Origin of the sequence: Methylobacterium sp. 17Sr1-1 (assembly GCF_003173775.1) — a bacterium.
Lineage (GTDB): Bacteria > Pseudomonadota > Alphaproteobacteria > Rhizobiales > Beijerinckiaceae > Methylobacterium.
The window spans coordinates 705741-721233 of record NZ_CP029552.1 but is presented as its reverse complement, the minus strand read 5'-3'; the positions used below and the strand labels follow the sequence as shown (position 1 = coordinate 721233).

The following is a 15493-nucleotide window of genomic DNA, read 5'->3' as shown; positions in this document are numbered from 1 at the left end:
GTCTCGCGCCGAATATCACGAAACGACCGAGCGGAAGCGCCCACACCTTCCCTGCCGGCCGCGAGGCCGAACCCGCCTCGTGGGGCCGAGGAGGAGCCGTTTCGCGGCCCCCGTTCCGGCGGGAGGCGGACCGGGCCCCGCCGCGCGGGACCCGGAGCAATTCATACCAATGGTCGTTGAAGACGGCCTTTGGTTCCGTTCTCGAATTTTCGCCGAGCCTTTGGCCTGGTGTCGAAAATGCGAGATGGGTCAACGGCCTCGTCGATCTCGGGCAGGCCCGAGATCGACGTTGATGCGTCAGCATCTTGGTGTCTCTCACAGAACTCCCGATCGCCGTTGTCGCTGGCTGTGGCGGCGTCAGCGCGGCGGGAGTTTTGTGAGGTGCACTTAGGCCGTTGGTATCAGGCCAGCATCCCCTTCACCAGGCCGCTCGCCTTGGCGAAGTCCATCCGGCCGGCATACTTCCCCTTCAGGGCGGCGATGACCTTGCCCATGTCCTTCGGCGAGGCGGCGCCGGTCTCGGCGATGGCGGCCTGGATCGCCGCGCGGGTCTCGTCCTCGTCCATCTGCTGGGGCAGGAACTGGGTGATGATCGCGGCCTCGGCGCGCTCTCCTTCCGCGAGCTCGGGCCGGCCGCCCTGGTCGTAGACCGTGGCGGATTCGTTGCGCTGCTTGATCATCTTCTGGAGCAGCGAGAAGATCTCCTCCTCGGCCAGCGGCTCCTTGCCGAGGCCGCGGGCCTCGATGTCCTTGTCCTTGAGCGCGGCCTGGATCAGCCGGACGGTGGCGAGCTTCGCCTTGTCGCCGGCCTTCATGGCCTCCTTCATCTCGGCGGTGAGGCGCTGGCGCAGCATGCCGGTCTCCTGGTGTTGTCGTGTGTTACAAGACACTTGAAAGGCGGGGCACTTGAGGGGATACCGGGGCATCCCCAGATTGACCGGGCCGCCGCCGGCCTCGTAAACAGCCGGCCGCGCCCGTCGGCCGTGCCCGGCCGCGACATAAGCGAGTTCACGATCATGCTGCAAGACGACGCGGCCGCCCCCGCGCAACCCGAAGGCTGGGCCGAGCCCGTCGCGACCGCCCTCCTGGTGCTCGCCGACGGCACGGTTCTGGAGGGTTTCGGCATCGGAGCCACCGGCGAGGCCGCCGGCGAGGTCTGCTTCAATACCGCGATGACCGGCTACCAGGAGATCCTGACCGATCCGTCCTATGCCGGGCAGATCGTCACCTTCACCTTCCCCCACATCGGCAATGTCGGCACCAACGACGAGGACCTCGAGAGCCTCGACGACGCCCCCGCCTCCGGCGTGCGGGGCGCGGTGATCGCCTCGGCCGTCACCAACCCGTCCAACTGGCGCTCCTCGCGCCACCTCGACGGCTGGCTGAAGGCCCGCGGCATCGTCGGTATCACCGGCGTCGACACCCGGGCGCTGACCGCCCTCATCCGCGACCGCGGCATGCCGAACGCGATCCTGGCGAACGACCCGGACGGCCGCTTCGACCGCGAGGCGCTGAAGGCCAAGGCCGCCGCGCTCCCGCCGATGGAGGGCCTCGACCTCGTGCCGCCGGTGACGAGCAAGGCCTCCACCACCTGGGGCCAGACCGTGTGGCAGCACCCCGCCGGCTACGGCAGCCGGCCTGCGGGCGAGGGCCTCAAGGTCGTGGCGATCGATTACGGCGTGAAGCGCAACATCCTGCGCCTGCTCGCCAAGGCGGGCTGCGACGTCACCGTCGTGCCGGCCACCGCGACGGCGGACGAGGTGCTGGCGCTCAAGCCCGACGGCGTCTTCCTGTCGAACGGCCCGGGCGACCCGGCGGCGACCGGCGAATACGCGGTGCCGGTGATCCGCGCCCTCCTCGACCAGAAGGTCCCGACCTTCGGCATCTGCCTCGGCCACCAGCTGATGGGCCTCGCGCTCGGCGGCCGCACGGTGAAGATGAGCCAGGGCCATCACGGCGCCAACCACCCGGTGAAGGACCACACCACCGGCAAGGTCGAGATCGTCTCGATGAACCACGGCTTCGCGGTGGATCCCAAGAGCCTGCCCGGGAACGCGGTCGAGACCCACGTCTCGCTGTTCGACGGCTCGAATTGCGGCCTGTCGCTCACCGACCGTCCGGCCTTCTCGGTGCAGCACCATCCGGAGGCCTCGCCGGGCCCCCAGGACAGCCACTACCTGTTCGACCGCTTCGTCAGCCTCATGCGCGAGACGAAAGGCGGCAACGCGTAACTCCGAAAAAGGTTGCGGCCGGTTTCGGCCGCAGCCACAAAAAACCCGAACTCGCGGCCGATTCTCTCGGCCGTCCACCGCCCTGGAGCGACGACGATGAACGATCGTCGCGGGGCCGCGATTTCGGGGCTTGCCCAGTGACCGACCACGCCGCGACCGACAGCTTCTCGCGCCTGCACCGCACCTTCACCACCCATCTCGGCATCGCCGTGGGGCTGGCCTGGGTGACCACCCTCGCCGCCGCGACCCAGGCGCCGTGGGTGCGCAACATCCGCGCGCTGATGGACCCGATGGCGAGCCGGGTCGAGAGCACCTGGTCGTTCCTGTTCGCGATGCCGGTGGTGCTGACGCTGGCCTGGCTCGGCGCCCTCTACGGCCGCGAGACCCTGCGCGAGCTGCGCGCCCTGCCGAACGACGCCGCCGAGTTCGCGCTGGCCTCCCTCGTCGCCTTCGCGGTGTTCTATCTCTCGATCGACCGGGCGGTCTCGGTCCTGCTGATCGGCGGCTGACGCCGCCACGCGCGCAAGGCGGGAGGGTCGGGTGGTCACCTCCTGGCGCGAATTCTGGGACCGCGACACCCCGATCTACGTCAATGCGCGCCACAAGGCCCGGCACTATGCCGGGCTAGCTGACGACATCGCCGCCCTGGTGCCGCATCCGGACGCGGCGATCCTCGACCACGGTTGCGGCGAGGCTCTCTCCGCCGACCACGTCGCCGCGCATTGCGGCCGGCTCCTCCTCTGCGACGCCTCCCCGCGCCAGCGCGAGGCCCTGGCCCGGCGCTTCTCCGGCAACACGGCGATCGCCGTCCTGTCGCCCGACGAGGTCGCGGCGCTGCCGCCGGCGAGCCTCGACCTCGTGGTGGCGAATTCCCTGGCGCAGTACCTCACGGCTGCCGAACTCGACGCGTGCCTGCGCGACTGGCGCCGCCTGTTGCGGCCCGGCGGCCGCCTGATCCTCGCCGACGTGATCCCGCCGCATCTCGGCGCCGTCGCGGATGCGACCGCCCTCCTCGCCTTCGCCCGGCGCGACGGCTTTCTGCTGGCGGCGCTCCTCGGCCTCGCCCGCACCCTCGTCTCGGATTACCGGACCTTGCGTCGGAGCCTCGGGCTCGCGCGCTACGGCGAGGCCGAGATGCTGGCCCGGCTCAAGGCCGCCGGCTTCGCCGCGGAGCGGATGCCGCGCAACCTCGGGCACAACCAGGGACGGATGGCGTTCGCGGGGCGGGTGTGAGGGCGAGACTGCTTGCGCAGAATTGCCGGCTTGTGACCAACCCTCCGTAGTCGTCCACAATATCAGCTGCCGGGCATGACGCGCGCCGCTATCGGCTATACACTCTTGTGCTCGTCGGGCAGGAGGCTGCGCAGGTAGAACGGCGCCCAGCGGCAGTTCTCGCCATCAGGACAAGACGATCGGATAGAATACTATCCGCATCTCCACGTCGTCCGGCTGCTCCTTGAACGAAAAATTATCCACCGCGACGCTTCCGAGCGCTTCCACAGATCAGATACGATAGGCCTTGTCTTAAAAGAACCGCGCCAAGTCTCTCCTTCTCGTGGACGACCTGACAGGTCTCCGAGGAGAGCGCATGGAATACACAGAAATTCAGCACGGTGTCATGCACTGGAGGGCGCGATGAGAAAATGGCTTCTTGCATTCGCCACGGCAATAGCCGGAACAGGCGCGCTGGCCGCGATCCCTGCGCACGCCGCGCCCGGCTCCGACTATGAGGTGACCTATTTCGCCGATCGCCAGATGTCAGAATAAGTCGGCCAGTTCTACAAGCCCTGCGGGAATGGCGCAGCAAAGATGCGCGGCAAGCGCACTCGTTATTTCGTAAAATCGCAATCGAAGTGCCCCGGCGCCGGCGGTATCCCGAGCGGGTCGTTCAGCCGTAATTTCACCAAGGCCGGCTGCACTGACTCGCTGGTGACGCGATTCTTGCCGTTGATCGGTCCGCCGCGGAATTGATGGTGATGAGGCGTCGAAGTGGACTTCATCCGCACTCCACCCGTTCGGCCATACCGATAGGTCGCCGACACCTCTGTCGCAGGAGCGGGGACAGCCGAGCGGAATGGCTCGCCACGCCCACAACGCTCAAGTCATGAGCGCGGTCGGGGTGCCTCCCGTCCGCTGTCTACCCGTCGTGGTCGATCCGGTACCCGGCCGACGATCTTCGGCACCGACGCCCGCGCGGCGGGGCTGAAGCGGCCGACCGGGCGATATTTCGCCGCGTGAGCCTTGCCGGGACCCGGCCCCCGCCGAAGTGAGACCGCACAGGCAACTCACACGGAGACCCGAGATGACGCTGTCGCGTCGCTCCCTCCTCGCCGGCGCCGCCGCGCTCGCCGCCTCCACCCGCGCCCGTGCCGCGACGGATGCCGACGTCGCGGTGATCGGCGCTGGCGCCGCCGGCCTCGCCGCGGCGGCGACGATCCGGCGGAGCGGCCACAGCGTCGTAGTGCTGGAGGCGCGCAGCCGCATCGGCGGGCGGGCCTTCACCGAGACGGCGCTCGGGCCGGGGCGCAGCTTCGATGCCGGCGGGCAGTACGTGCACTGGGCCGAGCGCAACCCGTGGCGCGAGATCGCGCTGGCAGCCAAGGTGCGCACCTCCGACGATGCCACCAGCCCCTGGCCGGTGCTGGTGAAGGACGGCGTCCGGGCGAGCGAGGCCGAGCGGCGCCAGCGCCGGTCGGGCTTCGGCCGGGTGAGCGCGCTGCTCGACCATCCGGCCGGCCCGGACCGCTCGGTGGCGCAGGCCGTGGCGGGCGAGGACGAGGCGGCGCGGGCCGCCGCAACCGGGCTCACCCGCCTCACCCTCGGCGAGGAGCCGGACCGGGTCTCGACCGCCGATTACGACCAGCTCTGGTCCGGCGACGACATCTGGGTCGACGGCTACGGCGCCCTGGTGGCGGGCCACTACGCCGACCTGCCGGTGCGGCTGGACACGCCCGCGACGGGACTCGACTGGCGCGGCCCGGGCGTCACTGTCGAGACGCCCCGCGGCACCCTGCGGGCGGCGTGTGCCATCGTGACGGTGCCGGTCGGCGTGCTGGCGTCAGGGTCGCTTCGCTTCACCCCCGACCTGCCGGCGGCGACCGCGCAGGCCGTGGCGGGGCTGACGATGGGTGCCTACACCAAGATCGGCCTATCCCTCGATCTCACGCGGCTGCGGGCGCAGGACCTGCGCGATGCGGTGATCCTGCGGAGCGGCACGCCCGGCCTCACCGCCTACCTGGAGATGCAACCGTTCGGAAAACCCCTGGCGGTGCTCCATTGCGGCGGCGACGGCGCCCGCGCCCTGTGCGAGGCCGGCGAGGCAGCGGCTTTGGGCGTGGCGACCGACCATCTGGTGAGCGTCTTCGGCGCCGACATCCGTGCTGCGATCACCGGAGGCCGCCTCGCCGCCTGGTGGACGGACCCGTATTCCCACGGCAGCTACTCGATCGCGCGACCCGGTCACCTCGCCGCCCGCGAGGCCCTGCGGGTGCCGGTGGGGGAACGGATCTTCCTCTCCGGCGAGGCGGCGGCGGGGGGCGGCGCGATGACGGTGGGCGGGGCGACCCTCGACGGCGAGCGGGCGGCGCGGGACGTGCTCAAGCGGCTCGGGTCGTGAGGATCCGGGTCGGACGATCTCCGATCGATCGCTCGGCGATTGCTGCGCAATCGCTTTCGCGATGCGGAGATCGGCTTCGCTCAGGTGTGTGGCGCCGTAGGCTCCACCGCGCGGGCTTGTGAGACGAGATCCGGAAGAAATCCTCCGGTCTCGCATCCCATCAATGCAGCGTCAGCCGCGGCCCGTCCGCCGGCCGGCGCTCCCAGGCCTGGACCAGGCTGCCAGCGACCCCGCCGTCGCACAGGCGGCTGCTGAGATCGCAGAAAACCTGCTCGCTCACCGCGAAGTCGGTGGCCGTCTGGGCGTCGTCCGGCTCGTCCTCGGTCGAGGCGGTGAAGCGGTCGAAGGCGGCGGACATCTCGGCGAAGGCGAAGGCGACCGGCATGGTGCGGAAGACCGTGGCGCCGTCCTCCTCGATGTCGCCCGTGTCGAGGTCGCGCATCCGCACGACGTAGCCGTCGGCATGCTCGACGATCTCGTACTGCCAGTGCCGGCCCTCGCAGGCTGCCAGGATCATCGCGCCCTCCCTCTCGCCTCGGGGAGCGAATGCGGGGAAGGTCGGGAGGGTTCCGGCGGGGCAGTCCTCGGACGGGCGATTCGGTCCGAATCGGATCAGGGGGGAAACGGGGCTCAGCGTCCCGTGTAGCCGACCTCGTAGGCGGCCCGGCCGCTGACCCGCAGCGAGGTGCCGTTGCCGAGATCGATGAAGCCCGGGGCCGCGGCGCGGACGGGGGCCGGGGGCGCCTCGCGGCATTCGGGCCGGTCGGGCAGGCGGACGCCGGGCGGGGCGTCCTGCGGGCACAGGCGGGGCCGGGCGGCGGCGCGCTCGCCGGCCGCGGCCGGCAGGGCGGCCGCGGCGAGGACGAGGGCGGCGAGGAGGCGTGCGGTCACGGGGGCGGGCTCCGGGCGGTCGGAGCCAGGATAGCGCCTCCGGCCCCGCGGCGCGACCGAGAGGATTTCCCGATCGCGTCGCGATCGGGAAATCCTCTCGGTTTCTGGAAATCCTCTCGGTTTCTGCTTGTGCCGCATCGTCCGCGACGAACCGGCATCCGCTTCGTCGGACAATGCTCCGGCATTCAGCGCCGGCGCTGCCCCATATCCGCCGGGGTGACCGAGAGGGTGATCGCCCGCCCGTCGCGCTCGACCTGGAGCGTCACCCGGCTGCCGACGCCGGCGGATTCGAGCGCCGCGGTGAGGTCGGCGAGGCGCCGCACCGGGCGGCCGTTCACCCCCATGATGATGTCGCCGAGCTCGCCCGTCGCCGGATCGACGCCCTGGAGGCCGGCCTGCGCGGCCGGCGAGCCCGGCAGCACCCGCACCACCACGAGGCCGTCGATGCCGAGCCTTGCTGCCGCCTCCTCGCTCGCCGCCACGATGCCGATGCCCGGGTTGGGGGTACGGCCGGTGCGGATCAGGTTCGGCACCACCCGGTTGACCACGTCGACGGGGATGGCGAAGCCGATGCCCGCGCTCGCGCCCGAGGGCGAGAAGATCGCCGTGTTGACGCCGATCAGCCGCCCGGCGGAATCGAGCAGCGGCCCGCCGGAATTGCCCGGGTTGATCGCCGCGTCGGTCTGGATCACGCCCGACAGCTCCCGGCCCTCCGCGGTCGGCAGCCGGCGCTGGAGCGCGCTCACCACCCCGGTCGTCAGGGTGTGGTCGAGGCCGAAGGGATTGCCGATGGCGTAGGTGAACTGCCCGACCTTGAGGTCGCCGGAGGTGCCGATGGCGATCGGCGGCGGCGCGGCGGAGACGCGGCCAAGCTTCAGCACCGCCAGGTCGTAGTTCGGATCGGTGCCGGCCACGGTCGCGGGCACCACCTCGCCGGTGGAGAGCCGGACCTGGATGTCGCCGCCGCCCTGGATGACGTGGTTGTTGGTGACGATGTGGCCGGCGGCGTCCCAGACGAAGCCTGAGCCGGTCTGCTCGCCCCCGCCCTGCCGGCGCTCGCCGGTCTCGGGATCGAACGACACCGCGCCCTGCTGCGCCCGGGCGAAGACGTAGACCACCGACGGCGCCGCGCGCTCGAACAGCGCCACGGTCGAGGCCTCGGCCTGCGAGAGGTCGCCCCGCGCCGTCACCGCCCGGGGCGCATCGGCGGAGAACAGCAGGCTCGTGACGTAGGGCTGCGCGACGAACAGGGCGAGCAGCACCAGGGCGGCGGTCAGGGCGACCCGCAGGAAGCGATCGGGCACCGTCGTCGTTACTCCGGAAGGGAACCAGCTGTCGCTGGCGGGGAAGTGGGCCGGGCGGGCCCTGCGTCAATGGCCGCGCTCGGGGTGGCGCCGGCGGGTGCGAACGGCTTGCTGAACACTTTGGGCCGGCTCACCAGGGCGACCAGCGTGTAGGAAATGATCATCAGGAGGAACCACGAGCCGAATTTCTGCGGCGACACCGCCGCCCAGCCGGCGGCCTGGTGGGGGTAGATCCATCCGCGCGTCGCCGTGCCGATGTTCTCGGCGATCCAGATGAACAGGGTGACGAGGACCAGGCCCAGCAGCAACGGCATGCGCCGATGCACCCGCCAGACCCGGAAATGGACAATCGCCGGGCCGAACAAAGCCGCCGCCGCCGCGAACAGCACGAGGCGCAGATCGGTCACGACGTGCTGGGTGAAGAAGTTGAGGTAGATCGCCAGCGACAGGATGACGAGGGCCGGCAGCGGCGGGTGCCGGGTGAAGCGGAAATCGAACAGGCGCCACACCCGGGCGAGGTAGGAGCCGACACTGGCATAGAGGAAGCCGCTGAAGAGCGGCACGCCGCCGAGGCGAAGCCAGCTCGGCTCGGGATAGAGCCAGGAGCCCATCTGGGTCTTGTACAGCTCCATCGCGGTGCCGACGAGGTGGAAGACCAGGATGACCCTGGCCTCCTCCCAGGTCTCGAGGCGCAAGGCCAGCATCGCGACCTGGATCGCCACCGCCGCGAGGGTCAGACAATCGTAGCGGGCGAGGGTTACGCCGGCCGGGTAGGCCAGGTAGGTGACGATCATCAGCCCGCACAGCGCCCCGCCGAACAGGCAGGCCCAGCCCTGCTTCACGCCGAAGCGCAGGAGCTCGTAGAGGCCGGCCGCGACCGGACCGCGGGCCCGCGCCCCGTCGCCGAGGCGCGCCTCCAGGGCGGAGAACCGCGCGAGCGGCGCCCAGAGCCGCGCGGCGCTGTCCGGCCGGGGACCCGGTAAGGTTGCAGGCATGGGCGCGAGTCTCTAGGCTTGGTGCCCTCCCCATACGAAAGGTCCGGAATGCTCCGCAAGCCGCTGCTGTCCCCTCGCGCCCTGCTCCTCGGCTCCCTCGCGCTCGCTGCGCTTACGGGCAGCGCCGCGGCCTCGCCCCGCGACACCCGGGCGGAGGCCTGCACCCGCGCCCGGAGCGACGGCGAGCGCCAGGCGCTCGGCTGCTGGCGGCTGCGTGACGAGGCTGGCCGCGGCCAGCGCATCCATGGCGGCGCCGCGGTCGCGGATTTCTACGCCACCGTGCCGGCGGAGCGGGAGGCGGCCGAATCGAAGTCGGATCAGCGGCGGCGCGACTGGGTCCGGGCGCGGGCCCGCGGCCGGGTCGCGGGGGGCGAGGAAGCGCGCTGAGATCACGGTCGCATCGTTCGCCGCTCGCACCTCTCTTCCCAGGACTCGTGTCCTGGTCGAGGATTCATGTGGACCTGTCCGGTCGAGTGAGGGGTGCGGGGGGCGCTGATGACCCGCGAGCGCTTCACGATCGCGTTGCAATCGCGAAGCTACTCGAGGTCTTCGATCTTGCCGCATTTTCCACGACGAAACGGCATCCACTTCGTCGGGAAATGCTCTAGACGGCAGCTCGTGAAATCGCTTGCCGGATGACTTTACGTCATTCGAACTGAGGTTCGAGCCGGTGCGCCTCCGGCAGCCTGGCGAACCGATGGCACTGACCCACAACGAATAAATCAAGCTGACGGCGACTTGGCTCAACAGCATCGCCGTTGCAGCTGTCGCCATTGGCGCCATCGCGCCCGGTGTTGCCACGATCACGACGAATGTCAGTCTGCCTTCGGCGACAGGCCTTGCCCAGTTCTGGATTTGGTAGGCGCCTGCCTACATTTGGCGGCAAGGGCGATCCTTGAGCGCTTGAAGGAGCCGTCATGACCGCGTCCGAGACAACTTGGCTCCTGTTCCTCACGCCCGTGGCCGTCCTGGCAACGGCGTTCGCGGTGATCTGGGTGACGGGGCGTGAGGACCGCGCCCACGATCGGCGCTGATCGTCGGGCGCCGATCGTCGCGTCCCGGGACCCTCGACCCATTGGCCGCAGCGGCACCCGCGCCTATAAGTCATCGACAAGGAACGCCAGCAACGAGAGCCGCAGGCCGATGACCCGCATCCCGGATTTCTCGGAAATCGCCTTCGCGCCGGCCGCGGCCGCCAGCCCCGCCGCGTCGGCGACCGCCGCCGAGCCGTGGATGACCCCCGAGGGGATCCCGGTGAAGGCGTCTTACGGCCCGCAGGACCGGGAGGGGCTCGACCTCGCCGGCTCCTATCCGGGCATCGCGCCGTTCCTGCGCGGCCCCTATCCCACCATGTACGCGACCCAGCCCTGGACGATCCGGCAATATGCCGGCTTCTCCACGGCGGAGGATTCGAACGCCTTCTACCGCCGCAACCTCGCGGCCGGGCAGAAGGGGCTCTCGGTCGCCTTCGACCTCGCGACGCACCGCGGCTACGATTCCGATCACCCGCGGGTCTCGGGCGATGTCGGCATGGCGGGCGTCGCGATCGATTCGATCTACGACATGCGGACGCTGTTCTCGGGGATTCCCCTCGACCAGATGACCGTGTCGATGACGATGAACGGCGCGGTACTGCCGATCCTCGCCCTCTACATCGTCGCGGCGGAGGAGCAGGGCGTCGCCCCCGAAAAGCTCGCCGGCACGATCCAGAACGACATCCTCAAGGAGTTCATGGTCCGCAACACCTACATCTACCCGCCGGCCGGGTCGATGCGGATCATCTCGGACATCTTCGGCTACACCTCGGCCCACATGCCGAAGTTCAACTCGATCTCGATCTCCGGCTACCACATGCAGGAGGCCGGGGCGACGCAGGACCTCGAACTGGCCTACACGCTGGCCGACGGCGTCGAGTACATCCGCGCCGGGATGGCGGCAGGTCTCGACATCGACAAGTTCGCACCCCGCCTGTCGTTCTTCTGGGCGATCGGGATGAACTTCTTCATGGAGGTCGCCAAGATGCGGGCGGCGCGCCTGCTCTGGGCCTCCCTGGTCAAGGATTTTTCCCCGAAATCCGACAAGTCCCTGGCCTTGCGCACCCACTCGCAGACGAGCGGCTGGTCGCTCACCGCCCAGGACGTGTTCAACAACGTCACCCGCACCTGCCTCGAGGCGATGGCGGCGACGCAAGGGGGCACACAGTCGCTGCACACCAACGCGCTGGACGAGGCGCTGGCGCTGCCCACCGACTTCTCGGCCCGCATCGCCCGCAACACCCAGCTCTTCCTGCAGCAGGAGAGCGGCACGACGCGGATCATCGATCCGTGGGGTGGCTCCTACTACGTCGAGCGGCTGACGCAGGACCTCGTCGCCCGGGCCTCGGCCCATATCCGCGAGGTCGAGGGCTTAGGCGGCATGGCGAAGGCGATCGAGGCCGGCATCCCGAAGCTGCGCATCGAGGAGGCGGCGGCCCGCACCCAGGCGCGGATCGATTCCGGCCAGCAGGTCATCGTCGGCGTCAACCGCTACAAGCCGGACGGCGACCGGGCGATCGACCTGCTGCGGGTCGACAACGGCAACGTCCGCACGCTCCAGATCGACAAGCTCAAGCGCCTGCGCGCCGAGCGCGACGGGCAGGCGGTCGAGGCGCGCCTCGCCGCACTCACCCAAGCCGCCCAAGGCAGCGGCAACCTCTTGGCGCTCGCCGTCGAGGCGGCGCGGGCCAAGGCCACGGTGGGCGAGATCTCGGAGGCGCTGGAGCGGGCCTGGGGCCGGCACCGGGCCGAGATCCGGGCGATCTCGGGCGTCTACAAGCGGGAGATGGGCGGCATGTCGGCGGCGGTCGAGCGGGTGCGCGGTCTGGTCGAGACCTTCGAGGAGGCGGATGGGCGCCGCCCCCGCATCCTCGTCGCCAAGATGGGGCAGGACGGGCACGACCGCGGCCAGAAGGTGATCGCCTCGGCCTTCGCCGATCTCGGCTTCGACGTCGATATCGGTCCGCTCTTCGCCACCCCCGAGGAGGCGGCGCGCCAGGCGGTGGAGAACGACGTCCACATCGTCGGCGTCTCGTCGCTCGCCGCCGGCCACCTCACCCTGGTGCCGGAGCTCAAGCGCGCCCTCGACGAGGCCGGCCGGCCCGACGTGATGATCGTCGTCGGCGGCGTGATCCCGCCGGGCGACTTCGCGGCGCTCCGCCAGGCCGGCGCCTCGGCGATCTTCCCGCCCGGCACCGTCATCGCCGAGGCCGCGGCCGAGCTGATCGCCGAGCTGAACGGGCGCCTCGGCTACGCGCCGCGAGCGGCGGCGGAGTAGCGGCGAGCCCCCGCGTCTCAAAACGGTCACGGTTTCGGCGCCAAGGCGGGTGCTCACCACCCGCCTTACGTCCAGGGCCGATTCGTTGTCCGCTTTCGTCGACGCGCCTTCCCTCTCCGGCTCCAGCGCCGCGTCGCGGCCGCCGCGGCAGGCCCTCAACCTGCGCTGGCTCGCCGGCAGCCTGCTCACCGGCATCACCGGCGCCGGGCTGATCGGCGTCGCGCTCTACCTCGCCGCCGCCGATGGCGTGGTGGCGACGCCGCCGGAGCGGGCGCTGCCGTCCCACGGCGAGGGCGCGGCCGGCGACGTCGCCCGCAAGGGCGACCGGCTGGTGCGCGACGAGATGATCGTGGCGGCCAAGACCGCCTTCAAGGCGCCGATGACCGAGCGCGCCGGCGAGCGCGAGGTGATCCGCGTCCACGCCTACGTGCAGATCGCCACCGAACTGCCCCTGCGCGCACCCGACGTGCCGGTGCCGCCCTTCGATCCCCTGCGCAGCGCCCGCATCGAGGCGCCGGCCGCCCCCGAGGGCGATTCGGACCCGGCCGAGACCGCCGTGACCCTGGTGCGCAGCCCGCTCGGCCAGGCGACGGTCGAGGACGACGCGCCGGCCCTCAGCGATGCCGAGGTCGATTCCCTGGTGGCCGAGACCCAGACGCTCGCCGGCGGGACGCTGCCGCCGGCCTTCCCGGCCGAGCGCCTGCTCTCCCGGGCCCTGCGGCCGGCGGCGCTCCCCGACGATCCCGGGCTGGAGGCACGCTTCCGCAACATCGAGGTCCGGATCCTCCCCGAGAACCTGACCGAGATCGCCGAGACCGGCACCGGCGGGGACGGCGCGCGGCTGGTCGAGGAGCGCGACCTCGTGCTCGCCAAGGACCAGAGCCTCGCGGACCTCCTCAAGCGCAACGGCGCCGAGCCGGCGCGGCTCGCCGCCCTGTTGGGAGCCCTGAGCCCTCACGCGCGCGACGACCTGGCGGAAGGCCAGCACGTGCGGCTCCTGATCGCGCCGGAGGGCGACGGCCGCACCCCCGAGCGCCGCGGGATCGCTCGGGTCACCCTCTACGGCGAGGACGGCATCCAGGAGATCGTGGCGGCCAACGACCGCGGCGGCTTCGTCTCGGTGGCCCCGCCCCGGCCGGGCGGCACGAAGGACGACGACGAGGAAGCCGGCGTCACCCTCTACGAGAGCCTCTACGGCACCGCGCTCAAGAACGGCGTGCCGCGCCCGATCATCGAGGAGATGGTCATGGCGCTTGCGACCTCCACCGACCTGCAGCAGCGCACCACCCCGGGCGACCGGGCCGAGTTGTTCTTCACCGAGGACGAGGATGCAAAGCCGGAATTGCTCTACGTGGCCTTGCGCATCCACGACGAGACCTACGGCCTCTACCGCTACCGGGTGCCGGGCTCGTCCGAGGTCGACTACCTCGATCCGAACGGCCGCTCGAGCCAGAAATTCCTGATGCGCCGGCCGGTGGCCGAGGGGCGGATCTCGTCGCCCTTCGGTCTCCGCCTGCACCCGATCCTCGGCTATTCCCGGCCGCATAACGGCGTCGACTGGGCGGCGACCCGCGGCACCCCGATCATGGCGACCGGCGACGGCACCATCGTGTCGGCGGGCGCTCGCTCCGGCTACGGCAACCGGGTCGAGATCCAGCACGCCAACGGCTACACCACCGCCTACAACCACATGGCGCGGATCGCCCGCGGCATCGCGCCCGGCGCCCGGGTCCGCCTCGGCCAGGTGATCGGCGCGGTCGGCACCACCGGCCTCTCGACCGGCCCGCACGTCCACTACGAGGTCGCGATCAACGGCCGCTTCGTCGACCCGATGAAGATCCGCCTGCCGAGCGCCCGCGAGCTGACCGGCCCGACCCTCGCCGCCTTCCGCCAGGCGGAGGAGCAGATCGACGCGCTGCGGCAGAAGCACGGGGGGAAGACGGTGGCGGAGCGGACGTGAGGGGCTTTCCGCAAGCGCCGTCGATGAGCCCATGCCGGGGTTGGCACGCCTCCCTTTCCCGTGAGCGAAAGGCTATCCAGGGAAAGAAATAGCGCTGGGATTCTCCTCTCCCCGCGGGCGCAGGGCTGTTCGGGGAAAAGAAAAGGCGCGGCCTTCCCCTCCCCCTCCGCGGGGGAGGGTGCCCGGCGGAGCCGGGCGGGAGAGGGGCAGCGCGACGCTGTTCCAGAGGGCGCCCTTCATGAAACGCGCGCCTTCTCCGGAGGCGGCGTCCCCTCTCCCGCCCCACTCCGTGGGCCACCCTCCCCCGCAAAGGGGGAGGGAAAAAGCCTGCGTCTCTTCTTTTCCCCGGACAGCCCTGCGCGGGCGGGGAGAGGGGAGATTTCGCGCTTCTTGAAAGGTCTTCAGCCGAGTTCAGCGAGTGGCACCGTGATTGTTGCCAACTCTTCCGCCTCAGGCCGCAGAACCGAGTCCCGGGACATCTCCACCATATCGCGATAGACGCCCTCCGCCGGCCCCCGGTGCACCCAGGCCCCACGCTCCTGTGCGTCGATCACCCAGTATTCCCGCACCCCGTGCGGCGCGTAGAGCGCCGCCTTGCGACCCCGGTCGTAGCCGAGGCTCGACGCCGCGACCTCAATGACCAGCAGGATCTCCGGTCCCGGAATGGTGCAGAACCCCTCCGCGGACGCATTGCGGGCGCTCATCGGAGCGAGGAGGAGGTCGGGTTCGAGAAGCAGGCCCGGCCCGAGCTGGAGCGTGCTCTCGATGCCGAGATAGATCGAATCCGGGAGGATCGGGGCGAGGCGCCGGTTCAGGGCATTCTTCACGACGTCATGCGCGAAACCCTTCGCCGCCATCTCGACCAGCTCGCCGTCCAGGAGTTCGACCCGCTCGTCCTCGCGCAGGATCCCGGCATCCAGCATCAGTCGCAGATCGCCGGCCGTGAAGCGGCGGGGGAGCGGGTGGTCGGGCGTGACGTGGAAGGTCATCGCGGCTCGCAGCGTCGAACGGTGACGAGCCTATCAGGCGACGTGCGCGAAGGCACGCCATCCGTGGTTGCCCACACCCCGCTCGCGCATCCGTCAATTGACAGACACAGCCGGCCGCCTCGACATTGTTATCGCTACAAGGTGCGAACCAACGGCCCGACGCCGCCGCCCCACGCGGCCGCCCCCATATCTGCC

13 protein-coding genes are annotated in these 15493 nt (G+C 70.6%); 7 read left to right on the top strand and 6 right to left on the bottom strand.

The window, feature by feature from the left end:
• Positions 1 to 401 precede the first annotated feature (401 nt).
• Positions 402 to 854: a GatB/YqeY domain-containing protein gene (locus DK412_RS03305; protein WP_109970785.1), complete on the bottom strand. Its 453-nt coding sequence runs from the start codon at positions 852 to 854 to the stop codon at positions 402 to 404.
• 162 nt (positions 855 to 1016) lie between these two features.
• Between DK412_RS03305 and carA the strand changes: the two genes are divergently transcribed.
• From carA to DK412_RS03285, 4 genes are all read left to right on the top strand, one after another.
• Positions 1017 to 2231: a glutamine-hydrolyzing carbamoyl-phosphate synthase small subunit gene (gene carA / locus DK412_RS03300; RefSeq protein WP_109970784.1), complete on the top strand. Its 1215-nt coding sequence runs from the start codon at positions 1017 to 1019 to the stop codon at positions 2229 to 2231.
• 137 nt (positions 2232 to 2368) lie between these two features.
• Positions 2369 to 2740, top strand: coding sequence for a hypothetical protein (locus DK412_RS03295; protein ID WP_093564134.1), 372 nt, complete (start codon positions 2369 to 2371; stop codon positions 2738 to 2740).
• 31 nt (positions 2741 to 2771) lie between these two features.
• Complete coding sequence (locus DK412_RS03290) at positions 2772 to 3464, top strand: class I SAM-dependent methyltransferase (protein ID WP_109970783.1); 693 nt, start codon at positions 2772 to 2774, stop codon at positions 3462 to 3464.
• 1069 nt (positions 3465 to 4533) lie between these two features.
• Entirely contained in the window at positions 4534 to 5847 is a 1314-nt protein-coding gene (locus DK412_RS03285; RefSeq protein WP_109970782.1) for an FAD-dependent oxidoreductase, read from the top strand.
• A 160-nt stretch (positions 5848 to 6007) separates the two neighbouring features.
• On the opposite strand, the gene DK412_RS03280 is transcribed toward DK412_RS03285, so the two are convergent.
• The 4 genes from DK412_RS03280 to DK412_RS03265 all read right to left on the bottom strand — a co-directional run bounded on the left by DK412_RS03280 (position 6008) and on the right by DK412_RS03265 (position 9037).
• On the bottom strand, positions 6008 to 6364 hold the full coding sequence (locus tag DK412_RS03280; protein ID WP_109970781.1) for a hypothetical protein: 357 nt from the start codon (positions 6362 to 6364) through the stop codon (positions 6008 to 6010).
• Positions 6365 to 6477: 113 nt separating this feature from the next.
• Entirely contained in the window at positions 6478 to 6738 is a 261-nt protein-coding gene (locus DK412_RS03275) for a hypothetical protein (protein WP_109970780.1), read from the bottom strand.
• 185 nt (positions 6739 to 6923) lie between these two features.
• Positions 6924 to 8042 carry a trypsin-like peptidase domain-containing protein gene (locus DK412_RS03270; RefSeq protein ID WP_109970779.1) on the bottom strand — a complete coding sequence of 373 codons (1119 nt, stop codon included), beginning with the start codon at positions 8040 to 8042 and terminating at the stop codon, positions 6924 to 6926.
• Positions 8043 to 8050: 8 nt separating this feature from the next.
• Positions 8051 to 9037: a DUF817 domain-containing protein gene (locus DK412_RS03265; protein ID WP_109970778.1), complete on the bottom strand. Its 987-nt coding sequence runs from the start codon at positions 9035 to 9037 to the stop codon at positions 8051 to 8053.
• A gap of 48 nt (positions 9038 to 9085) precedes the next feature.
• Here DK412_RS03265 and DK412_RS03260 point away from each other — a divergent pair, with 48 nt between their 5' ends.
• The 3 genes from DK412_RS03260 to DK412_RS03250 all read left to right on the top strand — a co-directional run bounded on the left by DK412_RS03260 (position 9086) and on the right by DK412_RS03250 (position 14309).
• Positions 9086 to 9424 (top strand): hypothetical protein, encoded by a 339-nt coding sequence (locus tag DK412_RS03260; RefSeq protein WP_109970777.1) that lies wholly within the window; start codon positions 9086 to 9088, stop codon positions 9422 to 9424.
• Positions 9425 to 10180: 756 nt separating this feature from the next.
• Positions 10181 to 12349: a methylmalonyl-CoA mutase gene (scpA, locus tag DK412_RS03255; protein WP_109970776.1), complete on the top strand. Its 2169-nt coding sequence runs from the start codon at positions 10181 to 10183 to the stop codon at positions 12347 to 12349.
• An 85-nt stretch (positions 12350 to 12434) separates the two neighbouring features.
• A complete protein-coding gene (locus DK412_RS03250) occupies positions 12435 to 14309 on the top strand; it encodes a M23 family metallopeptidase (RefSeq protein ID WP_109970775.1) in 1875 nt (624 codons plus the stop codon).
• 401 nt (positions 14310 to 14710) lie between these two features.
• Here the strand turns inward: DK412_RS03250 and DK412_RS03245 are convergent, their stop codons facing one another.
• A complete protein-coding gene (locus DK412_RS03245) occupies positions 14711 to 15298 on the bottom strand; it encodes a Uma2 family endonuclease (protein WP_109970774.1) in 588 nt (195 codons plus the stop codon).
• Between the last annotated feature and the right edge of the window lie 195 nt (positions 15299 to 15493).

Coding starts and splice junctions, on each gene's coding strand:
- DK412_RS03305 (WP_109970785.1), bottom strand. CDS start 854: ATGCTGCGCCAGCGCCTCACCGCCGAGATGAAGGAGGCCATGAAGGCC.
- carA (WP_109970784.1), top strand. CDS start 1,017: ATGCTGCAAGACGACGCGGCCGCCCCCGCGCAACCCGAAGGCTGGGCC.
- DK412_RS03285 (WP_109970782.1), top strand. CDS start 4,534: ATGACGCTGTCGCGTCGCTCCCTCCTCGCCGGCGCCGCCGCGCTCGCC.
- DK412_RS03280 (WP_109970781.1), bottom strand. CDS start 6,364: ATGATCCTGGCAGCCTGCGAGGGCCGGCACTGGCAGTACGAGATCGTC.
- DK412_RS03265 (WP_109970778.1), bottom strand. CDS start 9,037: ATGCCTGCAACCTTACCGGGTCCCCGGCCGGACAGCGCCGCGCGGCTC.
- DK412_RS03260 (WP_109970777.1), top strand. CDS start 9,086: ATGCTCCGCAAGCCGCTGCTGTCCCCTCGCGCCCTGCTCCTCGGCTCC.
- scpA (WP_109970776.1), top strand. CDS start 10,181: ATGACCCGCATCCCGGATTTCTCGGAAATCGCCTTCGCGCCGGCCGCG.
- DK412_RS03245 (WP_109970774.1), bottom strand. CDS start 15,298: ATGACCTTCCACGTCACGCCCGACCACCCGCTCCCCCGCCGCTTCACG.